At 49.0% G+C, this 23,776-nt stretch carries 20 protein-coding genes and 1 riboswitch; of the genes, 11 read left to right on the plus strand and 9 right to left on the minus strand.

Annotated features, from left to right (window positions below; all coding sequences use genetic code 11):
• Positions 1-117: 117 nt before the first annotated feature.
• From D515_RS09310 to D515_RS09325, 4 genes are read right to left on the minus strand one after another with little or no spacing between them, the layout of a single operon-like run.
• Positions 118-1,233 carry an ABC transporter permease gene (locus tag D515_RS09310; protein ID WP_002538002.1) on the minus strand — a complete coding sequence of 372 codons (1,116 nt, stop codon included), beginning with the start codon at positions 1,231-1,233 and terminating at the stop codon, positions 118-120.
• The gene (locus tag D515_RS09315) at positions 1,230-2,399 is read right to left on the minus strand and encodes an ABC transporter permease (protein WP_002538004.1); all 1,170 of its coding nucleotides are present in this window, start codon (positions 2,397-2,399) and stop codon (positions 1,230-1,232) included. The genes D515_RS09310 and D515_RS09315 overlap by 4 nt, the downstream gene beginning before the upstream one ends.
• A 5-nt stretch (positions 2,400-2,404) precedes the next feature.
• Complete coding sequence (locus D515_RS09320) at positions 2,405-3,394, minus strand: HlyD family secretion protein (protein WP_002538005.1); 990 nt, start codon at positions 3,392-3,394, stop codon at positions 2,405-2,407.
• A 6-nt stretch (positions 3,395-3,400) separates the two neighbouring features.
• On the minus strand, positions 3,401-4,834 hold the full coding sequence (locus tag D515_RS09325; protein WP_002538006.1) for a TolC family protein: 1,434 nt from the start codon (positions 4,832-4,834) through the stop codon (positions 3,401-3,403).
• 636 nt (positions 4,835-5,470) lie between these two features.
• Here D515_RS09325 and D515_RS09330 point away from each other — a divergent pair.
• The gene (locus D515_RS09330) at positions 5,471-7,006 is read left to right on the plus strand and encodes a diguanylate cyclase domain-containing protein (RefSeq protein WP_002538008.1); all 1,536 of its coding nucleotides are present in this window, start codon (positions 5,471-5,473) and stop codon (positions 7,004-7,006) included.
• A gap of 46 nt (positions 7,007-7,052) precedes the next feature.
• Here D515_RS09330 and D515_RS09335 read toward each other — a convergent pair whose 3' ends face one another.
• The 3 genes from D515_RS09335 to D515_RS09345 form a co-directional block, all read right to left on the minus strand.
• Positions 7,053-8,969, minus strand: coding sequence for a BCCT family transporter (locus D515_RS09335; RefSeq protein ID WP_002538009.1), 1,917 nt, complete (start codon positions 8,967-8,969; stop codon positions 7,053-7,055).
• A 290-nt stretch (positions 8,970-9,259) separates the two neighbouring features.
• Positions 9,260-9,916, minus strand: coding sequence for a 3,4-dihydroxy-2-butanone-4-phosphate synthase (ribB, locus tag D515_RS09340; RefSeq protein WP_002538010.1), 657 nt, complete (start codon positions 9,914-9,916; stop codon positions 9,260-9,262).
• 119 nt (positions 9,917-10,035) lie between these two features.
• Positions 10,036-10,197: riboswitch (FMN riboswitch) on the minus strand.
• Between the two features lie 82 nt (positions 10,198-10,279).
• Entirely contained in the window at positions 10,280-11,278 is a 999-nt protein-coding gene (locus D515_RS09345) for an AraC family transcriptional regulator (protein WP_039849849.1), read from the minus strand.
• 128 nt (positions 11,279-11,406) lie between these two features.
• Here D515_RS09345 and D515_RS09350 point away from each other — a divergent pair, with 128 nt between their 5' ends.
• The 4 genes from D515_RS09350 to D515_RS25010 all read left to right on the plus strand — a co-directional run bounded on the left by D515_RS09350 (position 11,407) and on the right by D515_RS25010 (position 14,151).
• Positions 11,407-11,766, plus strand: a complete 360-nt coding sequence (locus tag D515_RS09350) for a hypothetical protein (protein WP_002538011.1) — start codon at positions 11,407-11,409, stop codon at positions 11,764-11,766.
• Positions 11,759-12,982, plus strand: a complete 1,224-nt coding sequence (locus tag D515_RS09355; protein WP_002538012.1) for an HlyD family secretion protein — start codon at positions 11,759-11,761, stop codon at positions 12,980-12,982. Before D515_RS09350 ends, D515_RS09355 begins: the two co-directional genes overlap by 8 nt.
• 112 nt (positions 12,983-13,094) lie before the next feature.
• Positions 13,095-13,580, plus strand: coding sequence for a DUF2127 domain-containing protein (locus D515_RS09360; RefSeq protein WP_239643955.1), 486 nt, complete (start codon positions 13,095-13,097; stop codon positions 13,578-13,580).
• A gap of 205 nt (positions 13,581-13,785) precedes the next feature.
• Positions 13,786-14,151, plus strand: coding sequence for a DUF4870 family protein (locus tag D515_RS25010; RefSeq protein WP_051997490.1), 366 nt, complete (start codon positions 13,786-13,788; stop codon positions 14,149-14,151).
• A gap of 47 nt (positions 14,152-14,198) precedes the next feature.
• Here the strand turns inward: D515_RS25010 and clcA are convergent, their stop codons facing one another.
• Entirely contained in the window at positions 14,199-15,608 is a 1,410-nt protein-coding gene (clcA, locus tag D515_RS09370; RefSeq protein ID WP_002538018.1) for a H(+)/Cl(-) exchange transporter ClcA, read from the minus strand.
• An 82-nt stretch (positions 15,609-15,690) separates the two neighbouring features.
• Positions 15,691-16,593 carry a LysR family transcriptional regulator gene (locus tag D515_RS09375; RefSeq protein ID WP_002538020.1) on the minus strand — a complete coding sequence of 301 codons (903 nt, stop codon included), beginning with the start codon at positions 16,591-16,593 and terminating at the stop codon, positions 15,691-15,693.
• A 136-nt stretch (positions 16,594-16,729) separates the two neighbouring features.
• Between D515_RS09375 and D515_RS09380 the strand changes: the two genes are divergently transcribed.
• The 6 genes from D515_RS09380 (at position 16,730) to D515_RS09405 (ending at position 23,717) form a co-directional block, all read left to right on the plus strand.
• A complete protein-coding gene (locus D515_RS09380) occupies positions 16,730-17,137 on the plus strand; it encodes a nuclear transport factor 2 family protein (protein ID WP_002538021.1) in 408 nt (135 codons plus the stop codon).
• 177 nt (positions 17,138-17,314) lie between these two features.
• Complete coding sequence (locus D515_RS09385) at positions 17,315-18,526, plus strand: cation:proton antiporter (protein ID WP_002538023.1); 1,212 nt, start codon at positions 17,315-17,317, stop codon at positions 18,524-18,526.
• Positions 18,527-18,875: 349 nt separating this feature from the next.
• On the plus strand, positions 18,876-19,487 hold the full coding sequence (betI, locus tag D515_RS09390; RefSeq protein ID WP_002538024.1) for a transcriptional regulator BetI: 612 nt from the start codon (positions 18,876-18,878) through the stop codon (positions 19,485-19,487).
• A complete protein-coding gene (gene betB, locus D515_RS09395) occupies positions 19,488-20,948 on the plus strand; it encodes a betaine-aldehyde dehydrogenase (protein WP_002538025.1) in 1,461 nt (486 codons plus the stop codon).
• 15 nt (positions 20,949-20,963) lie between these two features.
• Positions 20,964-22,646, plus strand: coding sequence for a choline dehydrogenase (gene betA, locus D515_RS09400; RefSeq protein ID WP_002538026.1), 1,683 nt, complete (start codon positions 20,964-20,966; stop codon positions 22,644-22,646).
• Between the two features lie 120 nt (positions 22,647-22,766).
• Positions 22,767-23,717 (plus strand): choline ABC transporter substrate-binding protein, encoded by a 951-nt coding sequence (locus D515_RS09405; protein WP_002538027.1) that lies wholly within the window; start codon positions 22,767-22,769, stop codon positions 23,715-23,717.
• The last annotated feature ends 59 nt before the right edge of the window (positions 23,718-23,776 follow it).

The following is a 23,776-nucleotide window of genomic DNA, read 5'->3' on the forward strand; positions in this document are numbered from 1 at the left end:
GACTACACCTGCAAAGGAACGCCGCGATCACAACGCCAGTCAATCTCGCTGAATCCGGCATCTTCAGGCTATTTGGGTATATTTAAAAAGAACCCCGCTTTTAGCAGGGTTCTTTTTTTATTGGGGTTGGTTTGCTGTACGCTTAGTTTTTGCCAGCAAGGCGATAGCGCCGAAAACTACAGTTAGTAGCCATAGTTGAGAAAGGTGTCCTAGCTGACTCTGAATAGTCGCGCCCATTTGATTGAGCTGAATAGTCGCTTGAATAGCGGGTGTGGAAGGTACGATTTGCGCCAAAGAGTTCAACCACACTGGCAGCTCACTGCTTGGCCAGACAAATCCCGATGTAAACAGCAGAGGCATCGAACTTAACAAGACCGTTAAGGTAATGATTTCCGGCCTTGAAAGACACTTTCCAATCACCGTACCTAGGCCTATCGTCGCCAGCAAAAAAGGCATCATAATGATGATGAGATTTACAGGCTCAGCCAAACGATTAACCCCGTTTATCTCAAGGCTTGCGCCCAGATAGTACATTGCCATTACACTGTAAATCGCAGTAAGAATGCAGGTTCGCACGATAAGATTTTTCGCCCCGTTATGTGAGTTTACGCTGGCCAGCATGCCGGAAGCGATCAGCAAAGTTTGCTGCAAGATCAGGATAAACACGCCGGGAACAACATAATTCCCGTAGCCAGTCGTTGGGTTATAAACTGGCACCATATTTAGTGAGAACGGAGTTACTTGCTTGGTGGCTGCTTCCATTGGCGTATCTTGCATCATGGCGCGCGTCGTTTTTACTGACGCGCCAAGTGTGTTGCCCGCATTGACGACACCTTCTGCGATAGTGCCGTAGGTCAGGAAGAAAGAAGCGTCTCCTCCAACGGAAATGACCGGGCTTTTGCCCATCAATAGGTCGCGATAGAAGTGCTGCGGAACCACAACGACACCTTCGATATTACCACCGGCAATTTGAGCGCTGGTTTCCCTCTCTGTGCTCAATCGCATCGCAACAGAAAGCTGTGGGGTGGCGTCCAACATTCTAACGATCGTGCGGCTTTCCTGACTGTTATCGTGATCGACTACCGCAACACGAAGTTCGCGCGGGAGTTGGTTTTCATACGGCAATGGGTAAAGCAGCGAATAGATAATGATGCCGCCAAACACGGTGAAAACCACTGCCGGATTGGTAAACAGCGCTTTCAGTTCTTGCTTAAACAACGCAGCCCAACTCATATGCCAGCCTCCTGAATTAGCGTCGCTGAGCGGCAGAGCCGCTTGAGTTTAGTGGCGACAAGTAGCCAAATCAGGCTGAAAGCTGCCAAAGCGAGAAGCATGGGCTGCATTTGTAGCAGGGTGGCGCCATAGTTGAACTGGCCAATTTGCACCGTGATGTAATGACTCACTGGTAACATTGCGCGCCAACACTGCGCCAGAAACGGCATGTCACTGGCTGGAAAGCTCACTCCCATAAACGCAAAGGCCGGCGCGGTAAAACCTGCGACCAAACTCATCGCACGGGTTGCATCGCGTGTGCCTAAATACAGCAAGGAACCTACCGCGAGACCTGCTGACACCATCAAGCCTTGTGAGGCGAAAAGTAACGTCCAGCTTCCGTTCATCGGCCAGCCCAACCCAAAGTGCATGGCGGTGGCGAAGACAACGCCCATCAGCCAGAGCGGAACAAGCAAGCCTACTACTTTTGCGATTAGCGCCGAGAACAAACCTTGCTTGAAGTGATTTTCCAGCCCTATGCGTTTGTCGGTCAGTGCCATGGAAAGCATGCCGCTCGCGACAATCACAATTTGCCAAAGTGCGGGAATAATTGCGGAGACAAGAAACTGCGCGTAGTTAGTGCCGTTATTAAACAGCGGCACTAGTTGAAAACGGACAGGCACAGACTGTCCTGCTGCTTGTGAGGAAACCGTTGTGCCATGCAGCATTTTCCCTTTGGTTTCGACCATGGCTGCAAAGGTGCTTTGGCTTTGGGTAATCGCCGCATTCACCAGCTTACCAATCAGAATATATTGGCTGTTGTAGAAGGCCGTCACTTCTGGGCTTTCGCCGCGAAGAGTGGCTTTCTCAAAGTCCGAGGGAATGATGACGGTAGCGTAAGTCTCCGCACTGTTCAGTGAAGCGGTAGCTTCTTGAACGCTGGAGAAACTCTGAGTTTCCAACGTAGGACTGGCGTCGTAGTAACGGGTGAGGCTCCGCGACATGGCACTATGGTCAAGATCGACCACGCCAATGGGCAAATTGCGACCTGTGCCTGATGAGAAAATCGCCCACACCAACAGAAACAACGCCAGTGGTAACCAGCCCAGCAGCGTGGTTAGCCACTTATCTGATGAAGTTAATCGCCACTCATCTAGAAGCCGCGATGCAAACGAAGGTTTCTCCATGGTGATCAACCCTGAGTCTGCTCGGAAACCAGAATACTCATGCCTGCGCGCAGACCTTCAATAGGTGTTAAAGGGCGGGCTTCCACCTCAAAGGTACGCATGTCATAGCCGTTCTGGCTATTGGTGGCACGCCAGGTCGCGAAATCCCCCAAAGGGGAAACATGGGTGACTTCAAACTCATAAGCCCGTTCTCCCAGAGAGGGAATGTTCGCCTCAAACTGAGCGCCTTTTGTAAATTGACGTAGTTTGTCTTCGCGAATATTGAAGACTGCCCAGGCATCTTTCATGTCGATGACAGTGACAACCGGGAAACCTTGCGGTGCCAGCTCGCCAGGGTGAAGCAGGATTTGGCTGACTTCACCTTGATACCAGCTACGAATCTTGGTGTCTTTGGCATAGGCTTCCACTTCTGCAACTGCACCGGCTGCCATGCGAACTTTTTCCTGCGCTGCCCGTTTGGTTTCAGAGCGCGCACCGGCTTTCGTCAGTTCATACATTTGGAGCGCGGCATTTTCTGTGTATTTCGCCGCTTGCCACTGGGTGTAAGCCTCGTCGCGCTTTTGTTCGGCGGCAACACCTTCTTTGTAGAGCGCATCGACACGCTTGTAGGTTTTGTCCGCCAGTTGTGCCGCAGCACGGGCCTTTTGCCATTGGTCGCGCGCAGCGCTGATTTCCTGCTCGCGAGCGCCGCTTTCAGCTTGTTCTGCCATGGCGTCTGCTGCTTGTTGTCCGGCTTTCGCTTGCTCCAGCTTGGCATCCAACTCTGGGCTGAAAAGGGTGAAAATTAAATCGCCCTTATTCACGGTTTCACCTTTACGCACCAACACATTATCAATACGGCCAGCGACCTTCGATGAAATGCTGTATTGCTGCGCTTCAATCTGACCTTGAAAACGCTCAGGCACGGGTTGATAAGCTTGGTAAAAGCTGTAGCCAATCCAACCAATAACGGCAGCAGCAGGCAAGGCCAGCGCAATAGATTTCAATTTGCTCATTGTGATTTATCCCTTTATTGGTTGGGTTGATTGGAGTGATGCCGCCTGAAATTCTGGGAAACGATTCATCTCGCCGCTAACAGCGAGTAGACGGGAAAGCGACAGCACGTATTGGTATGACGCTGCAAGCTGCTGGGTTTTGATGCTGGCGAGATAAAGCTCAGCATCGACGACATCGAGTGAAGTGGAAAGCCCCTGTGCGAAGGCTTTTTCACGCAAGCGAAGGTTTTCTTGTGCAAGGGAAATGCTTGAAGCCAAACCTTGGTACTCTTCCAGTGCTTGTCCTGCTTCTCGCCATGTTTTCTCAACCAGCAGTGAAAGGTCTTGTTCCGCTTGGGCGCGAAGGTGCTGAACCTGAAGTGCGGTGCTGTGAGCGGCTTTCACTTTGTCTGAACGGCCACCATTGTCAATAAGGGGAATGCTTACGCCCACGCCAACTGCCCAGTCAGGTGCCAATTCAGCGGTCAAGGAATCACCTTCATAGAGGTTGTAGTTACCGTAAAGATAAACCTGCGGGTAGTACTTGCCTTTCTCTAGGTTAACCAAGCCATCAGCTTGTTCGCGTTTGGCGTCCAACACTTTCAGGCCGGGATAATCCGCCAGTGTTTTTTGCATGAATGGCGCCATCGCAGGGGCGTGTTTCTGAGTAAATAGGGCACTGGATGGCGTCACCGGTGCATCGCTTTTCACCAGTGTTTGCAGCGCAGCTTGCGCGATTTCCAGGTCGCGTTCGGCTTTACGGCGTTCGGTCTTGGCTTTGTCGTAAGAGACTTCCGCTTGCAAGCGTTCAACGCGCGCGATTTGCCCCTGTTCTTCCAGCTTTTTCGCGTGGTCGAGGTGTTTTTCGAGCCCTTGCTCCACCTCTATGCGAGTGTTCAATACCTGCTCTGCAAGCACGGTCGCAAAATAGACTTTCGTTAGATCTTCAAACTTCGCCTGTTGAGCCATTTGCATCAAGAAGCTGGCTTCGTCGCGCTGGGCGTTGGCAATGTCTTCCGTTGCAAGAATACGGCCGCCGGTAAAGATCGGCCAGATAGCGCGGATCGAACTGGTGTAGATATCGCGGTCGGCCAACGTGGTGGTCAGCAGGTTATCGAGGTTCCCCATCAGCGGAGCTAATTGAGGAACGGAACCAGCCAATTGGCCTAATGCATCGCCACCATTCATATGGTGAGCTAGCTGAGACGGTTTGAGTTCAACGTCCTGGTCCAAGCGCGTGTAGTTACCACTAAGTGAAATCGCAGGAAGGTGATGTGCCGATGCGGCGTTTCGCATGTGTTCGGCGCGCTGAACGTTAGCGCGTTCAGCGGCTATCGCATCATTTCGGGTCAGGACTGATTGCCATGCCTGCTCAAAGGTCATGGGCTCAGCGTTGCTCACACTGGGCAAAAGCATCAATGCAATGATCAAACGGACAAGGAGGGGTTTTCTGGCAAGCATAATGGTTTCCGCATGAGGAAGTTGCGAACATATTAGAGCTATTACTCTAATAAATCCAGAGGAAGCTCAATAGACTCTGGTTTCGCAATGAGAAGTCGCCGGCGACGTACAAAACGGATTTCGGACCTCTCAGACGGGTAGAAACGTGGCGAGTCGTTATAGAAATGTGGGCTGTGGGTATATGCATTGTGTTGTTATGACAGAATTTTCTTTTTTGTGAATGAAACATCAATCAGAAATTTGTTGAAATTCGAGTGGGAAAATTGTTTATGAAACCCTAATAAATGAAGTTGAAAATTCTGATAGGTAATGAAAGCGTTTTCATGGGGTGTAATGCTGTTATCTAACTAATAAAAAAAGAAAAAATGCATCCATGCTAATCGAGTATTTGATCAATTTGAGTTTGAGCGAGAATTATTAAAAGAATAATAATCTAGTTTTACGCTTATGGGTTGGAGGTATTCACTATATGAATGGATAATGCTTGGTGTGATGATTTGAAGGCAATTTCATTTCTCATGATAATTCAATCAATGCAACGATTGTTTTATTATTGATACACAATGTTCGTGTTGCTCCATGGCAGAATACATCTAGGGTTGCGGCAAATCGGTAACCTTTTTTGGGGAGGAAGCCATGGCCAAACTTTCACCGGTTATTTCACAGATTTCTGGGCAGTATCAGCGTTATCTTTTTATCCTGTTTTGTATGGTGATGTTCTCTGAAGTCGCGCGCGCAAAACAGTTGACCGACCAACAAAAACTCCAAGTTCGTGCTTTAGGCCATGTTTCCATGTGTGTGGAACCGAACTGGTTACCCTTTGAAGCAATAAATAATGACGGAGAATACGTCGGCGTTTTGGCAGACTATGCCGAGTTAATCAGCCTAAAACTTGGTCTTCCTTTCGTTCTTCACCCCACAGCGTCTTATTACGAAAGCCTGCAAGCCTTAAAAGCAGGTGTCTGTGATTTCATTGTTGCAGACGTAGCGACCGAACAAAAACTTCAAGATTATTTAGCCACCGAACCTTATTTTATTTCACATCGTGCGTTGGCAACGCATGTCGACGCTCCCTTTGTTGATGACTTGGTCAACCTTGGTGACGAAACAATCGGCGTACTGGCTAACTCGCCTGCAGCCGAAGTGATCCCAAAGCTTTATCCGCACTTAACCGTCCAGACATTTGAAAGCACAGAGGAAGGATTAAAGAAAGTAGAATCCAGAGAGCTGTTTGGATTTGTTTCTGTGCTGGGGTCATTGGTGTATGTGATTCAGGATCATCACATCACCAATGTGAAAATCGGTGGTGTGTTGCCATCCAACGCCAAGCTCTCGATGTTGGTGAACAAAAACAGACCAGAACTGGTAGGCCTATTCAACATCGCCATCAATGATATTTCTCCGCTAGAACGAAAAGAGATTTTTGAACGCTGGTTCCCTGTTCGCTATGAAACAGGGATAGATTGGGGATTGTTCTGGTCAGTGATTTTCGCCATTTTCATCTGCTCTGCCACTACGATAGGCCTTTTCTATTACTGGAACCTTCGCTTGAAGCAAGAAATCCGACGACGCTTGGAAGCCGAGGAGAAAATTACCGAACTGGCAATGACCGACCCTCTAACCAAGCTGGCTAACCGCATTCGGTTTAGTGATGACTTAAAGCTGGCTTTGCATGCAGCAAGTTTGAAGGGACGTCATGTTGCCCTGGCCATCTTGGATTTGGACGACTTCAAACCCGTCAACGATTTGCACGGACACCCGATCGGTGATGAATGTTTGAGAATCGTCGCTGGGCGGCTGCTTAAACAATGCCGGGAGCAAGACACGGTTGCGAGGTTGGGTGGAGACGAGTTCGCTATTATCTATAACGGACCCGAAAGCCGGGATATGTTGCCGGATATCGCCCAACGCTTAATCGAAGCAGTGGGTAAACCCATTTATGTGGATGATATTGAGATTCAGGTGGGGCTTTCCATCGGGTTTGCCGTATTCCCAGACCACAGTATAGATAGCGATGGCTTGGTTCGTCTTGCTGATGAAGCCTTGTATGAAGCAAAAGATATGGGTAAGAACAAATTCAGAATCTTCGAGCCTGACTCTGTAAAAAAGTCTGAACGGGCTTTGGGCTTTGAACGAAAAACAGTCGTTTCTGAGATAGAAACATTTAGATGAAAGAAAAGGGCACAAATTGTGCCCTTTATCATGCCATGTTGGCGGTTTACGCCATTTGCTCTTCCGCTTCTTGCTCTAAACGCTTCTTCTCACGCATCAGTTCATTGAACTCGATACGTGCTTGTTGCGCTGCTTCAGAAGCCTGAAGCTTATGTTCTTTGGCGGCCATGGCTTCGTCAGTCAGGCGTTGGATTTCATCCAGCTGCTCTTGAGGAGCATCGCCCAATTCCATGCCAGTTTCGCCTCGCGACAACGCTTCTGCGCGGATGTTTTTCTTGAGGTCCCAGATAGCATCCAACTTCTCACGCTCTTCGTTTGCCGCTGTGATCGCTTCGTCTTTCAGTCGTTCAAACTTTGCCATAGCCATACCTTCACGAGACCAAGGGTCAACCTCCGGAAACTCTTCGATGTTGATGGTTGGGTCTTCGTAGCCTTCCTGATGTGAAAGGTCGAGCGTTGCTGCTTTCACACCCGAGATCATCAGCATGACCGCAATCACCAGCAGAGGTAAGCCGCCGACGATTGCCGCCGTTTGTAGCGTTGCCAGACCACCCATAAACATCAGGATAGAAGGCATCACAGACAGGGTGAATGCCCAGAACAGACGGTTCCAGCGCAGCGGGTCTTCAGTCACGTTATTCTGTACTACAGAAGCCAGAATGAACGAGATGGAATCGAACGTGGTCGCGGTGAAAATGATACATAGAATCGTGAACACAGCGATAACCACAGTGCTCATAGGCAGCTGCTCAAGGATTGAGAAAATCGCCGTTGTCGCGCCTTTCTCATTCAGGATAGAAACAACATCCAATTGACCTGACAGTTGCAGCGACAGACCAAAGTTACCCAGGATCATGAAGTACAGCGCACAGCCCAGCGAGCCGAAGAAGATGGAGCCTGAGACCATCTGCTTGATAGTACGGCCACGCGAAATACGCGCCACAAACAGACCCATACTTGGCGCGAATACCAGCCACCATGCCCAGTAGAAAATAGTCCAATCTTGCGGGAAGTGGGTGTCTTCAAACGTGCCGTAGCCACCAAACGGTTCTGCCCAGGTTGCCATGACGAAGAAGTTCGACAGCATACGACCGATGGAGTCCAAACCGGTTTCCAGCATGAACAGCGTTGGGCCAGCAAACAGTACAAATGCCAGCAGACCGAGTGCACCCCAAAAGTTAATGTTACTCAGAACCTTGATGCCCTCATCCATACCTTTGTAAGACGAGTAGGCGAACAGCGCGGTACAAAGCAGCAGAACACCGATTTGAGTCACTGTGGTAGAAGGAATGCCAAACAGGTAGCTGATACCTTCGTTGATCAATGGTGCGGCCAGACCTAATGTGGTTGCAGCACCACCCAGAAGACCAAAGATGAAGAGTACATCAATGAACTTGCCCAGCTTACCGTGGCTGCGTGCTTCTCCAATCACTGGCATCAGCGCCGCAGATACTTTCAGTACAGGCTGTTTACGAACGTAGAAGAAGTAAGCAATTGGAATAGCGGGGATCAGGTAAATAGACCAAGCAATTGGCCCCCAGTGGAAAATACCGTAGGTCGCCGCCCAACGAACGGCTTCTTCACTGCCAGCCTGCAGTTGGAAAGGAGGGTTTTGATAGTAGTAAGCCCACTCGATAGTGCCCCAGTAAAGAATACTGGCACCGATACCGCCACAGAAAAGCATCGCAGCCCAAGAGCCGGTTGCAAACTCTGGTTTCTCGTCTGCGTCACCAAGTTTGATTTGTCCGATATCGCTGAAAACGATGTAAGCCATAAAAAAGAAGGCAGCGATACCAAGAGCCAGGTACATAAAGCCCAGCTTGTCTGTCATAAAGGTTTTTGCAATCGCAATCCACTCTGCGCCTTGGTCAGGCCAAACCAGCAATGGAACGATGACAGAAAACAGCAGCCCCAACGCACCGAAGAAAGTCGGCTTGTCGATGAGCTCAAAGTGTTTTTTCATAAAATAAACTTCCAGTTCACAGTGTTGTATCTAGAAATTCTCATGATGAATGCAATCCATATCAATTCAGCTATTGGATGCTGAAGATAAAAAGGATTGATGAAATTCACTGCGTGAATGGAATGACGAGTGGTTCTTGTGTTGGGTGAATTTTGCTTTCCGAAAGAAGGAGTGGGGTTAACAATTTGGTGATAGCTTGCACGATGAGAGGAATTATTCTTTTACAAAATAGAGACCGCTCATCAATCTAAAAGTGTGAGCGATCTCAAAATTGCTTATCGTTCGAAAGATTAAGCGATCTTCTCCGCTGACGCGAGACGGTATTGAACCATGTCTTCGATGGTCAGTACTGGCATGTCATGCTTCTTACCGAACTCGACGATCTCTGGCGCTTTTGCCATGGAGCCATCTTCATTCTGCACCTCACACAAAACACCAACAGGCGAAAGGCCGGCCATTTGCATTAGATCGATAGTGCCTTCGGTGTGACCACGACGGACAAGAACACCACCTTTGCGTGCGCGGAGTGGGAACACGTGGCCAGGACGCGCCAGATCAGAAGGTTTTGCATCTGGGTTCGAGGCGGTTTTGATCGTAGTGACGCGGTCAGCCGCAGAAACGCCGGTTGTGACGCCCACTTTCGCTTCGATGGAAACGGTAAAAGCGGTCTGGTTGGCGCTGTTATTGTTGGCCACCATTTGCTGAAGTTCGAGCTTATCGGCTTGTTCTTCAGGCAGGCACAGGCAAACGATGCCGGAGCATTCGCGGATCATAAGTGCCATTTGCTGAGTGGTTAGGTGGTCTACAGAATAAATGATGTCACCTTCATTCTCGCGATCTTCATCGTCGAGAAGCAAAACGCCTTTACCCAAACGCAGTGCTTCAAGCGCCGCTTCAACGCGCTCAAATGGGGTGCCAGAAAGTAGAGATGTGTGAGTCTGATTCATGGTAACTCCTAAGTTTAAATACCAGAATCAGGGCATAGATGAGCGCAAACTGCGAACGCAGCTATGCGCAATCCACCGATCTTCGGCTAAGCGAACGCCGCCGTGAATCGGTGCATTTTTATCATCCTCTTTCATCCGGACTATAACCGTCGGCCTTGGCGTTTCACCAAGTCTGCTGACCCCAAGCATGCGCCTGGGCGCTCGCGGGCTCGCCAGTCTTACAATGATTTGCGTGCTGACATACCGCCGGTGGGGAATTTCGCCCCGCCCTGAGAATAATGCTCAAAATGAGCAAACAAATATTACTGTGTTTTCAATAGAAAAGGGAAGGGCAGATCGGCTGCATGCTTATTGTTTGCGCGATCAGTGTTCCATACGTCGCATGTACTCTTTCGGCGTACACCCACGGACGCGTTGGAAGGCTTTGGTGAAGCTTTGTGGGTTGCTGTAGCCAAGTAGACGGGCAACCTCATCCGGGGCATAGCCCTTTAACATGTACCTCGCCGCAATGTTATTCAGCACATAACCCCGCATGGACGAGAAACTGAAACCCAGTCGATGTAATCGCCGCTGCAATTGCTGCGTGGAAAGACCCAATGTTGATGCGACCGTTTCCAAAGAGGGCATGCCGTAATGACGGGTGAAGTTCACGACTTCATACAGCGCTTTGGTGGGATCATCGCGTTGCGGCATATTGACCAGTTCATCCAAATCAAACAAAGAAATCAGTGTTGCTTTGTTATGGTCGCGTGGCACGGCATGTTCCAAAAGCAGTAGTTTATTATCGAACCAGACTTCCGTCATGGCACAACCTGTCTTCACTTCACATCCAAACCATTCGCTTGCAGCGTTGATATCGATATCCGTCCCTTTGATCCTGACTGCCAGCGGTGCAAAACCTTCATGGGTAAAATGGCGAAGAACGGAAGTCATCATAATGGCGACGCGCAGTGAATCGATAACTGCCGCTGTTCCTGAGTATTCGTTGTCATAACACCACTTCAACAACTTTCCTGATTGCCTTCCCACGTAGTGAGCGCCTGAGTGAAAGCAGCTCAAACCATAGTTGATTCGCCTGAAGGTGACTGCCAAATCCGGTGCAGACATAAACCAATTTGCTTTCACATCAATGGAGGAAATCGCCAGGGAATCTGCAATGGCGAGTGGATAAGACGGGTTGCCAGAGAGCTCGGCGATCTTTGTTAGCCATCCATTGACTACTGCATGGGGAACGAGCGCCATTTCATCGCTATACAGCGAGGATGGAATACCCAGTTGTTCCGGAGTTAAGTGATATTTCGAACATGCTCCGCTGATCAGAGGGCGGATATAGGCGATACGGATAAATGAGATGTCGAACATGCATATCACTTTAATGTGGATAGAAGAGTTCAATATATACGTAATTTTAACGCAATCAATCCATATTCAGGTGCCGATAATCTTCCTGTGTGAGCATTCACGCATTGAATAAATATCGGAGTATGTGAATGAGCCTGTTGGCAACCCCTTTTGTAGATACCACCACGGATACAGTCCTTCATGTGGTCGCGCTGGTTGTTCTTTTGGGATCGGTTGGTGCAATCGCGTTTGGCTTCTGGAAAGTCCATGAATTGCCTGTCAGCAAAGCCCGTAAAAAGCAGCACCACCAAATGGGATTGATATCCGCCCTGACATGGATTGGTTTTATCTGGCATTGGGTGTGGGTGGTTGCCGTGATTCTCGCGTTTGTGGATGGAGAAAAAGCACTGAGAAAGATCCGGGACATCTGGCGTGAACCGAGTGCGCCAGTCAATGAAACCGAAATTGCCACAAAGGCAGTTAGCGAGAAGGAGGAAAATCATGCTTGAAGGTTTGGCCGTATGGGCACTCTTTATTTACCTGCTTCGCCTGGTTGGCATGCCATGGAACGTTTATAGCAAGGCATTCGCATACATTGGCGGTGGTTCTTGGCTGATTTTTGTTTGGATTGGATTATTGAATTTCACGCCGATGGACCTAACTGGCGGTTCTGTGGTGCAGTCTCCGCATATTCAATTGCGCCCGGGTTCAAATCAAATTCGTGGCAATGTGGATCAAATTTACGTTAATCCAAACCAACGTGTTGAAGAGGGTCAGCTTGTTTACACGCTTGATGCTGAACCTTACGAAATCGCTCTTAATCGTGCCGCTGTTGCCGAGCATGCGGCAAACGTGGCACTCGAAGTGGCGATTCAGGATGTCTCTTTGAATGAACAGCAATATGAAGCAACGAAAGCTGATCTCAATGTGCTTGAAAGCCAGTTGGTAGCAGCAAAAGAAGATGCCAAATGGAAGACCAACCAGCTAAACCGATACATCACTCAGAATAAGCGTGCACCAAATACAGTCACGGAATCTGTGATGGATGAGCAACGCAATAAAGTCCAACTTGCCGAAGCGCAAATCACGACGCTCGAAAAGCAGATACAAAAGGCGGAGATTGGGGTTGAGCAAGCGCGTCTGAACAAAGAAAAATCGATGCTGGCAGTCGCCACTAAAGAAGCAGACTTGGAAAGTGCAAAAGAGAATACTGCGCAGGCTGAGTGGAACCTTGAACAAACCCGAGTACGTGCGCCGGCAGATGGTTACGTGACTAACTTCATCATGCGCGAAGGTCAGTATGTAGGTATGGTTCCTCGCATCCATATGTACACCGACGAAAAATATGTGCTGATGCGGGTGAACCATCAGGCTATCCGTAATGTGGAAGTGGGGCAGTATGCTGAATTCGCGAGCCCGGTTTACCCAGGTAAGATCTTTAAAGCAGAAGTAGAGGGGATTGTTGAAGCAACAGGAGAATCTCAGGCACGACTGATTGCCACTGACGACAATGTACGCATGACTACAGGTTCAAATCTTGCCAACAAGCACCATTTTGTCAGGCTGAAACTGGAAGAGCCGGAAGGTTATGACATTCCTGTCGGCGCAGTGGGACTGGCGTGGGTATCAGGTGAGAAACCGATCGGCTTCATGAGCTTCCTTGATGTGATTCGTGGCATCATCATCCGAATGAAAGCCCAGCTTTACTTCATCTACTCGATTTAACCGACGTTCATTTCCTAAAGGGCTCATTATGAGCCCTTTTTCTTGTCTCTGTGACTGCATCTCATCACGATACTGCCCACGCTTAATAAGCTTTTGCTGTGAGTACCTGAATGTGAGTCATCAAACGATAGAGAGTCACCAACCCAAAGGGTTGAGAGCCATTGCCGTTTTGGAGGCAGGGAAGGGTTTACTTGCCTTGATTGTGGGCTTGGCTTTGCATGAATTGGGTGGTGCTGAAATCCAAGCGCTCTGCGAACAGATGCTGCGCCATTTGCGGCTTAATCCCGCTGGAGAAATTCCAAGTGTGATTCATAAAGCGTTGGCAAGTGTTGATGACAGGAACCTGACCCTATTCGCCTTGGGAACGGTGCTATATGCCAGTGTCCGTTTTGTCGAAGCCTATGGACTGTGGCGAGCCTTCGGTTGGACAGAGTGGTTTGCTTTGGCAAGTGGGGCGATATATTTGCCTTTCGAAGTCTATGAAGTGATCACTACAGGCAAAACCATGGCATATCTAGCGTTGGGTATGAACCTGGTTGTGATTGGCTATATGGCAAAGGTTATTCAAAGGCGTTACCGGCAAAGGAAGGGTAATTGAGAACACAATTTTGATGAATATTTGCACGAAAAATAATATTTGGGCGGTAAATTTATCTCAGTTGTTCATTTTTGCTTGTTAAATGAACAAAAAATTGGGTTTGTAACGTGATTTATCTAAATGTTTATTGATGTGTTGATTTGGGTCAATTTAATGAATTAACATGCGCTTTTTTCACGCTCACGTAAAAATAAGTACAAATATAATGACAACAGATACAAAGCCTTCAAAGTTCAAATCTTCTGCCATGATCGCTTACATGCTGCTGCTTAGTGGCCTGCTGACCTTTGGTGTTTTCAGCATTGCGGGTGCTGCATTTGCATACTTTAAGCGCAAAGAAGCTCTGGAAGCCGGGGAAGACATGTATGTCGACCATTTCCGCTGGATTATTCGCACCTTTTGGATTGCTGTGCCTCTGGCGTTGATGAACCTGCTGCTGATCCCATTGGGTATTGGTATGCTGACTGCGGGTGTCACTTACCTGTGGGTTTTCTATCGCGGTATGTATGGTGCGAAAGTGCTGACTGACTTAAAAAGCCCTTACGGCAACCGACAGGCGCAGACGGCCTAAAATAAACAGACTCCCCCTCGAGAAAGCCGCTTTTTGAAGCGGCTTTTTTATGTCGACGTATTTTGAGTTTCAGTGCTGTCGGCCGCTTTTTGCTTACTCAGTGTACGTTGCAATAGCTGACTGTAGAGCGGTTTTCCACCCATGGCCTGCGCCGTCATGGTTGCACCGAGAGACGTAATTAAAAGAGGGAGGATCAGCTCATAGTTATGGGTGAGCTCGATCACCAGAAGTATTCCGGTGATGGGCGCGCGAACAGTAGCAGCAAACAGCGCGCCCATGCCCGCGACAGCAAACATTCCGATAGTGATGTCAAAGTCCGGAAATACCAACATACAAGCGGCACCAAAACAGGTACCGAAGAGCGTTCCCAGTGCAAGCATAGGAGCGAAAACACCGCCAGGCGCGCCGGAACAAAAACACGCGAGCGTGGTGACGGTTCGGGCCACGAATAGCAGTAGAAGCATCGAAAGCGTAAACGACCCGCCAACGGCATCTGTGATGAGATTTTCACCTGCGCCAGTTAATCGAGGCAGAATAATGATCATCACACCAAACATGGCTCCGAGTGCTGCGCCAATGCCAATAAACCGTTTAGTCTCATGTCGGTGGAGGCGCTCGAAACCGTCCATACTCCAAATCACCATTCGGTTGAACAGTACGCCAAAACCACCAAACATCAGCCCCAGGATCAAGAAAAGTCCCAGTGCTTCCAAAGGCACATCAGTATGCGCTGGTAGGGGGATCATGGCGCCTTGGCCTTGAAAATATCGGTAGGTAATGGTCGCGACAATTGCGGCAATCATGACAGACTTAATCGAAATCAGGTTATAGCGAAACTGAGGGCGCATCTCTTCAACGACAAACATAATTCCTGCAAGTGGTGCGTTAAAGGCTGCAGCTAAACCTGCTGCAGCCCCAGAAGCGACCAAGGTGTGGCGACTTTCATCATCATTGAGCCGGAATATATCAGTGATCATTCTGCCGACGCTGGAGCCCATTTGCACCGAAGGCCCTTCGCGCCCCAGAACCAGTCCTGCACCAATGGCACCTATACCGCCAAAGAACTTCGCTGGAATTACCCGCCACCAACGAACGGGACGAAGCCCATCAAGTGCGCCCTCTATCTCAGGGATCCCAGAGCCGGCTGCTTCCGGGGCGATTTTCTTTACCAAAAGGAAGCCGAATGCAGAGAGCAAAGCGCTACTGAAGACAACTGTAACTATGGTCAGCAGCGACATTTCGCCATGGGCTTTTGACCATTCATTACGTTGCGTGATGACCCAATCAATGGCGATATCGAAGAAAGTACAGAGCAGCCCTGCTAATAAGCCAACGAATACCGCAAGGAAAAGAATAGGAAGCGAGCTTTGATGGCTGGCGAGAAATCGACGCATTACTCCTGATTGGGGGTTACGTGGTGTTGTAATTTCCTGCTCTCCTCCCGCTTGCTCGGCCATCGCTTGCTTCCTTCGTTCGAATACGTTTTCAGCATAGAGCAGTAAGGAAAAGGGTTATTCTTCGGAAATGATACAGTCGCGATTATGCAATGAACCAATGGCTGTTGCTTTTTCTCCACGCTAGCACCGCATCAATAAACTCCCTTAACTTTTTGGGATAGAAACGCTGGTGTGTATAGACGAGGTTTAAATGATGCTGACTGGCTGACCAATTCGGTAAGACACGAACGAGACTGCCATCTGCCAGTGATTTCTCAACCAAGGCCAGAGGAATGCAGGCGATTCCTAAGCCTCCCATCGCCAGTGATATGAGCCCCTCATAACTTGAGCTGGCGTATTGCCCATGAATAGTGAGTTGAACCCTTTGCCCGTCTTCAGAGTGCAATGACCAATCATTCCAAGATGCATCAAATGAGCTTTTAAGGCATGCCACGTTGAGAAGATCACTCAAAGTATTTATTGGGTGACGATTAACCAACGAAGGTGAGCAAACCAGTATGTCTTTCAAAGCGCCAATATCTTTCGCAACTAGGTTGTCAGGTAGGGCTTTTTGAGATCTCAGCGCCACGTCGGACTCACCAAATTCAACATCTTTAATGTCCGTAGTGAAATCCAGTTCTAAGTGTATGTTGGGATTCTCTTTGGCAAAGGCGGGAAGGGCTGATTGGGCAATAAGAGGGCCTAGCGCATCTGGTGCAGTAAACCGGATGTAGCCATAGCCGTCTTGAGTCAACATGTTGATACTTTGCGTCGCTTTCTGGGAGATCGTTTCGATTTGCTGTGCGGCGCTGAAGAGCTCTTTTCCAGGTTCTGTAAGTACGACGGAACGTGTTGTCCTGAAGAACAGCCTGCACGATAGCTCACTCTCCAAAGCACGAATGTGTCGTGAGACCAGTCCTTTGGATACGCCCATTGAATCTGCCGCTTTTGAGAAGCTGCTTAGTTGAGCCACGGCCTTGAAGGTTTCTAGATGCGTTAAGTTCACATTGAATCCAAATAGTAAACAGTGTGTTCATTTTATACGGTTTTTCGCTATCGAGTTGCCTCATAAGATTTAATTCGTAAACAAAAGGTCAACAGCCCCAAAAAGTCGCGAGTTTAAAATCTAAGAGGACATTGAGATGGATGCAGGCAATGTAAGCAAGAACTTGGAAGTGGCCAAAACTTATTTTCAGGCAGTACAAACGGGTGATCTGGAAACACTGGGTGCGCTGATAGCACCAAATGTTGTTTGGTACCAACCAGGAAACAATCACTTTTCGGGAAAGCACGAAGGTGCGCAAGCAGTTTTTGGCATGATTGGCGGCATGATGGAAGTGTCACAAGGCTCATTTAAAATTGAAACCTTTAACGTTGTTGGTGGCAATAAAAACAATGTCGCTGTGATCGTCGAGTTTTCGGCTGCACGTGGAGACCAATCAATGCGTATGGTCGGTGTCGATATGCTGACTATCGAGGATGGAAAGATTGTTGAAGCTTGGCTTTACTCGGCAGATCAGGTTTCAGAAGACACATTCTGGGGAAACTAAACATAAACCCAATGCTTCCGGAGTCAATCTAAAAGGGGCTCAAGCCCCTTTTCTAACCACATTTTCAAAATCTGCACCCAAGGAATCAATCTCTCTTTTCTTGCTCTGAGAAGGTGGCTCTCGTCACTAAAAACTGGCTAGGGTTAACTCAATCCTCTTCTGAACTTTTAGAGCCTTATGACTGAATCTGTTCCTGCTCTGGTGACGTACGCCGCGCTTGGCTGGGTTGCGTTGAATGCTATTTTCTATGTATCCGAACGTTGGATGGTATTTTCTGACATCATTTGGATTCTGCTTGCCGGGTTGCTTTATGGGTGGGTCGCCTCTGCCTCTGATGCAGGACTGCCTGAATTGGTACTGCATCCGGAAGTTGTCCTCTATGTATTTGTTCCGCTACTGATTTTCGCTTCTACCAAGAAGATGTGCTTGTTCCATTTTCGGCCTATTTTGCTGCCTGCTGTGTTAGCAGGCACGCTAGGTATTATCATCAGCATGCTTGTTGTTGGTGGTGCTTTGTATCTTCTGCTTGGCGTGGATTGGCTTCCTGCACTGCTATTTGGCGTGATCATCTCCGCGACTGATCCGCTAGCTGTCAGTGCGCTGTTTAAAGGGAATGAAGCCGTGACGGAAAACCAAAAGCTGCTGATTGAGGGAGAGTCGATTCTCAATGACGGGTTTGTGGTAACCGTAGCGGGGATTCTCGCGCTTCTGACATTTGGCGATGAAGGCTTCGATGCTCTGCAAACAGGGTTCAGTTTTGTTACTCACATTTTTGGCGCACTGATCTCTGGGGCTGTGCTTGGAAGGGTTGCGAGATGGGTATTAAGGCTAATGCACACTTCGCATTACATCCTTACCACCAATATTACGCTGGCATTGGCTTATGGTAGCTTTGTGCTGGCTGAATTCCTTCACTTCTCGGGAATCTTGGCGGTATTCGCTGCGGCGTTGGCATACGGCTACAAGCCGGATCACGACAGCAAGAACCGTGAATCAGAAGAAAAAGTATGGGAATACCTGGATTATGCGGCGAATGCCTTGCTGTTTTTTCTGTTGGGCACCAGCTATTTCACACTGACATCAGATTCCACATTGCCTGTTTTTTACACCGTACTCGCTCTCATTCTATTGTTCGCTGCGCGGTTTATTGCTTTAGGTACTTTAAAACCAGTCATGCGTGTAGAACATAAAGCACTGTCTACAGATGAATTCTGGCTGTTGAATTTCTCCGGTGCGAGGGGAGCCGTATCGGTAGCTTTGATTCTGTTGCTGCCTTCCACTTTTGAATATCAATCCTTGTTCCTTGGCATGGCATTTTTGATGATTTTGGTTTCGTTGATCGTTTACCCGCTAATCACGGTCAAAATCATCAAACGCATGGTTCAGTGACCCACTTTCAGATTGTTTAGGCGTACACTTCAGCATGGAACAGCACTCTCAATATGAGAGTGCCAGGGCGGTTAAGTGCCCTCAAAAATGTTTAGTGTGCTAAATATTGTTCAATCGTTCCTTTCACCATTACGCCAGTAATCAGCTGTATATCATTGAATGTAAAGTGTTAAATTCTTTAGGTTGTTCATTTTTCACTTTTACACATCAAATATTATTTTGACAACAAATGTTTAATTTGTAAGTCTATTTTTAATTGAACGTTCAATCAAAAAACATCTGCGCTACATTTTTAACCTAAATGTGATGGTGTTTAGGGAGATTGAATGCAAGAAAAAAGGAGAGCGGAATGCCAAAAGTAGGGATGCCAGCAATTCGCCGCCCGCAGCTTGTTGCTGCCACCATGGCGGTGATAGATGAAGTAGGCTTGGCAGGTGCCAGCGTTTCACTGATCAGCCGTAAAGCGGGTGTGTCGGCAGGCATCATCAACCATTACTTTGGCGGCAAAAACGGATTACTCGAAGAAACGATGCGTTCCGTTTTGCGAGAGCTTTCTCAAGGCGTGCAGGTGCGTCTCAATGGTACATCGCCAAATGATGCATATGGCCGGATTCTGGCGATTGTTGAAGGCAACTTTGGTCCGAATCAGGTGAATACAGCGGTCACCAAAACCTGGCTGGCGTTCTGGTCGCACGCAATGCATGAACCTGTGCTTTTTAGATTGCAGCGTGTCAATGAAAAACGCCTCTTATCCCACCTTCGCATTGAATTGAAAAAGCTGATGTCTACTGAGCGCGCTAACTTCGTTGCCCAAGGCATTGCAGCATTGATCGACGGAATATGGCTTCGTGGTGCGCTTGCGCCGGAAGGTATTGATCCGCGTGCAGCAATGGCGACAGTCGAAGATTATCTCAAGCTTCAGCTGAAAGATGTTGAATCCGTATCAAAAGGCAAAAACTAAATGGATATTAAACAGTTATACATTCACGGACAGTATGTAAATGCGACTTCCGGCGAAACCTTTACCACATTAAATCCTGCTACCGGTGCAGCGCTTGCTGAAGTACAACAAGCAAGCCAAACGGACGTCGATATCGCTGTGACTTCCGCATGGGAAGGCTTCAAGGTTTGGTCTTCAATGAGTGCTGCAGAGCGTCGCGGCATTCTGAACAAAGCGGTAGCAATCCTGCGTGAACGCAATGACGAAGTGGCTGCACTGGAAGTGTTGGATACCGGTAAGCCAATGCAGGAAGCGCAGTATGTTGATGTGGTCACTGGCGCGGATGTTATCGAATACTACGCGGGTCTTGCTGTGGCTATTCAGGGCGAACAGCAAAGCTTGAGCGAAAATCAATTCTTCTACACGCGCAAAGAACCTCTCGGCGTGTGTGCAGGCATTGGTGCCTGGAACTATCCGATCCAAATCGCGATGTGGAAGGCGGGCCCTGCTCTTGCGGCAGGTAATGCCATGGTGTTTAAGCCTTCGGAAGAAACACCGCTAACGGCGCTGAAACTGGCAGAAATCTTTACCGAAGCAGGTATGCCAGATGGCGTATTCAACGTGGTTCAAGGCGACTACCGCGTGGGTCAAATGCTGTCGCGCCATGAAAATATAGTGAAAGTGTCTTTCACCGGTGAGTGCGGTACGGGCAAAAAGGTCATGGCTGATGCCGCGGGTACGCTAAAGCCTGTCACCATGGAGCTGGGTGGTAAATCGCCACTGATCGTTTTCGACGATGCTGATATTGATAACGCAGTATCTGGCGCGATGATTGCAAATTTCTACACCCAAGGTGAGGTGTGTACACACGGTACCCGCGTTTTTGTCCATGACGATATGTATGACACTTTCCTTGAGAAACTGAAAGCTCGCACGGAACAACTGGTGGTGGGTGACCCTACCGACCCAGAAACCCAAATCGGCGCACTGATTTCCAAAGACCACCTATCCAAAGTGCTCGGCTTTATCGAAAAGGGTAAAGCAAGTGGCGCGACCTTGTTGTGTGGTGGATACCAAGTGACAGAAGGTGAACTGGCGAAAGGAAACTTCGTTGCACCTACCGTGTTTGCGAACTGCACCGATGACATGTCACATGTTCAAAATGAAATCTTCGGCCCTGTGATGTCTGTCCTGCGGTTCAGCGACGAACAGGAAGTCATTTCCCGAGCGAATGACACCTCTTATGGCCTTGCAGCAGGCGTATTCACCACCAATTTCTCCCGCGCACACCGCGTGATTGCCAAGCTTCAGGCGGGTATCTGTTGGATAAACAACTGGGGCGCATCCCCGGCGGAAATGCCGGTTGGCGGTTACAAGCAATCCGGTATTGGTCGTGAGAACGGTATCCAGACCCTAAGCAGCTACACCCAAACCAAGAGTGTTTACGTCGAATTGGGCGATGTAGACAGTCCTTACGCATAAGAGATCGGGGCTGGAATGTCGAACAAAGAATTTGATTACATCATTGTTGGTGCTGGATCGGCGGGGTGTGTACTGGCAGATCGCCTGAGTGCGTCAGGTGAGCATCAGGTGCTGATCCTTGAAGCGGGTGGCACTGACAGAAGCATTTTCATTCAGATGCCGACAGCACTGTCGTATCCAATGAACACTGAAAAGTATGCATGGCAGTTTGAAACGGAAGTGGAAGAAGGACTGGATGGCAGGAAGCTGCATTGTCCTCGCGGCAAGGTTTTAGGTGGAAGTTCATCTATCAATGGCATGGTTTACGTTCGAGGTCACGCCTGTGATTTTGACGAATGGGAAGCCAATGGTGCAGCTGGCTGGAACTATCAAAACTGTCTGCCGTATTTCAAGCGTGCGGAAACCTGGATTGGCGGCGAAGACGAATACCGCGGCGGCAACGGCCCTGTCGGCACCTGCAACGGTAACGATATGGCGCTTAACCCGCTGTATCGCGCGTTTATTGATGCGGGTGAGCAGGCTGGCTATCCGGTCACAGAAGACTACAACGGTTATCAGCAGGAAGGTTTTGGACCCATGCACATGACCGTGGATGGTGGTGTGCGTGCCTCTACGTCAAATGCCTATCTTCGCCGTGCGTTAAAGCGTGACAACCTGACACTGATTAAGGGCGTCACGGTCAAGAAAATCCTGATAGAGAACAAAGCCGCAACAGGTATTGCCTATGAAAAAGGCGGTCAGTCGTTCGAGGTGAAAGCACGTAAAGAAGTGATCAGTGCTGCTGGCTCTGTCGGTTCTCCGCAACTGTTGCAGGTATCTGGTGTGGGCCCGAAATCCGTGCTGGAAAATGCAAATGTGGAAGTAAAACATGATCTGCCAGGTGTGGGTGCAAACCTGCAGGATCATCTGGAAGTTTATTTCCAATACTTCTGCAAACAACCCATCACTTTGAACGGCAAGCTGGGACTTGTCAGTAAAGGTTTGATCGGTACTCGCTGGATTTTGTTCAAAGATGGTCTCGGAGCGACCAATCACTTTGAATCCTGTGCATTTATCCGAAGCCGCGCGGGTATTAAATGGCCAAACATTCAATATCACTTCTTGCCGGCAGCAATCCGTTATGACGGAAAGTCTGCGGTGGAGGGGCATGGGTTCCAGGTTCATGTTGGGCCAAACAAACCGGAAAGCCGTGGCCATGTGCACATTAAAAGTGCCGACACCAATGACAAACCGGAAATCATCTTCAACTACATCAGCACCGAACAGGACAAACAGGACTGGCGCGACTGCATTCGCTTAACCCGCGAGATTCTGGCGCAGGAAGCGATGTCGCCTTATCGCGATGGCGAAATCCAACCGGGTATGAAAGTTGAATCCGACGAAGAAATTGATGCATGGGTGAAGGCGAATGTGGAAAGCGCTTATCACCCATCGTGCACCTGCAAAATGGGGGCGGACAGCGATGACATGGCCGTGCTCGATAACGAACTTCGGGTTCGCGGTATTGCCAACCTCCGTGTAGTGGATTCATCTGTGTTCCCAACGATCCCGAACGGCAACCTGAATGGCCCAACCATTATGGTCGCCGAGCGTGCTGCAGACATGATTTTGGGGCAGCCCATGGAGGCGCCGACGGATGTGTCGGTGTGGATTGACCCAAACTGGGAAACCCAGCAACGCCTGAATCCTTTGCAGTAAGCGAGCTATGCAGTATGCGAGGTTAAGGCGACAAGCAACATCAGCAACACCCAAGTAAAAACGGAAGGGCGCAGCAAGTCGTTGCGCCCTCAGCCAAAAAGAAAGGAAGAGGAAGTAACCATGGATAATAAACAGACCAAGCGACTGGCAGGTTTGAGCATCACTCTGGCGGCAGGTCTTACTGCCATGCCAGCAATGGCAAACCAGTGTGAAACAGTCCGCTTCTCTGATGTGGGCTGGACGGATATTACCGCGACGACCGCTGCGACCACGCTTGTACTGCAAGGTATGGGATACAACACTGACATCCAACTGTTGTCTGTCCCTGTTACCTATACCTCGCTGGCAAATGGCGACATCGACGTATTCCTCGGTAACTGGATGCCGACCATGGAAGGTGACATCGCGAAATACCGCGAGGCGGGCACCGTAGAAACCATCGGTATGAATCTGGAAGGTGCTAAATACACCCTGGCCGTACCAAAGTATGCTTTTGAAGGTGGCGTAAAGAGCTTTGCTGATATCGCAAAGTTTGAAGACAACTTCAAAGGCCGTATCTACGGTATCGAACCAGGTAACGACGGTAACCGTCTGATTCAGGACATGATTGATGCCAACGCTTTCGGACTGAAAGAGTTTGAATTGGTTGAATCAAGCGAAGCGGGCATGTTGTCTCAGGTTAAACGTGCCGTGCGACGTGACCAGTGGATTGTGTTCCTGGGCTGGGCGCCACACCCAATGAACAGCAACTTTGAGCTGGAATACCTGGACGGTGGTGATGATTACTTCGGCCCTAATTATGGCGGCGCGAATGTTTACACCAACGTACGTCAGAACTACACAACGGAATGTCCGAATGTCGGCAAACTGCTGACCAACCTGAAGTTCACCCTGCCAATGGAAAACGAAATCATGAACGGCATTCTGAACGACGGTGAGAAACCGGAAGTGGCTGCGAAGGAATGGCTGCAAAGCAATCCTGACGTACTGACTGCATGGTTGGACGGCGTGAAAACACAAGACGGCAAAGATGCACTGCCAGCGGTGAAAGCTCACCTCAATATCCAGTAAACCCAACTGCATTTCGCAAGCAGTAACCGCGAAAGCAGGTGCTGGGCTTACCATCAGCC

It is taken from the genome of Grimontia indica (assembly GCF_000333895.2).
Taxonomy (GTDB): Bacteria; Pseudomonadota; Gammaproteobacteria; order Enterobacterales; family Vibrionaceae; genus Enterovibrio; species Enterovibrio indicus.

Coding starts and splice junctions, on each gene's coding strand:
- D515_RS09310 (WP_002538002.1), bottom strand. CDS start 1,233: ATGAGTTGGGCTGCGTTGTTTAAGCAAGAACTGAAAGCGCTGTTTACC.
- D515_RS09315 (WP_002538004.1), bottom strand. CDS start 2,399: ATGGAGAAACCTTCGTTTGCATCGCGGCTTCTAGATGAGTGGCGATTA.
- D515_RS09320 (WP_002538005.1), bottom strand. CDS start 3,394: ATGAGCAAATTGAAATCTATTGCGCTGGCCTTGCCTGCTGCTGCCGTT.
- D515_RS09325 (WP_002538006.1), bottom strand. CDS start 4,834: ATGCTTGCCAGAAAACCCCTCCTTGTCCGTTTGATCATTGCATTGATG.
- D515_RS09330 (WP_002538008.1), top strand. CDS start 5,471: ATGGCCAAACTTTCACCGGTTATTTCACAGATTTCTGGGCAGTATCAG.
- D515_RS09335 (WP_002538009.1), bottom strand. CDS start 8,969: ATGAAAAAACACTTTGAGCTCATCGACAAGCCGACTTTCTTCGGTGCG.
- ribB (WP_002538010.1), bottom strand. CDS start 9,916: ATGAATCAGACTCACACATCTCTACTTTCTGGCACCCCATTTGAGCGC.
- D515_RS09345 (WP_039849849.1), bottom strand. CDS start 11,278: ATGTTCGACATCTCATTTATCCGTATCGCCTATATCCGCCCTCTGATC.
- D515_RS09350 (WP_002538011.1), top strand. CDS start 11,407: ATGAGCCTGTTGGCAACCCCTTTTGTAGATACCACCACGGATACAGTC.
- D515_RS09355 (WP_002538012.1), top strand. CDS start 11,759: ATGCTTGAAGGTTTGGCCGTATGGGCACTCTTTATTTACCTGCTTCGC.
- D515_RS25010 (WP_051997490.1), top strand. CDS start 13,786: ATGACAACAGATACAAAGCCTTCAAAGTTCAAATCTTCTGCCATGATC.
- clcA (WP_002538018.1), bottom strand. CDS start 15,608: ATGGCCGAGCAAGCGGGAGGAGAGCAGGAAATTACAACACCACGTAAC.
- D515_RS09380 (WP_002538021.1), top strand. CDS start 16,730: ATGGATGCAGGCAATGTAAGCAAGAACTTGGAAGTGGCCAAAACTTAT.
- D515_RS09385 (WP_002538023.1), top strand. CDS start 17,315: ATGACTGAATCTGTTCCTGCTCTGGTGACGTACGCCGCGCTTGGCTGG.
- betI (WP_002538024.1), top strand. CDS start 18,876: ATGCCAAAAGTAGGGATGCCAGCAATTCGCCGCCCGCAGCTTGTTGCT.
- betB (WP_002538025.1), top strand. CDS start 19,488: ATGGATATTAAACAGTTATACATTCACGGACAGTATGTAAATGCGACT.
- betA (WP_002538026.1), top strand. CDS start 20,964: ATGTCGAACAAAGAATTTGATTACATCATTGTTGGTGCTGGATCGGCG.
- D515_RS09405 (WP_002538027.1), top strand. CDS start 22,767: ATGGATAATAAACAGACCAAGCGACTGGCAGGTTTGAGCATCACTCTG.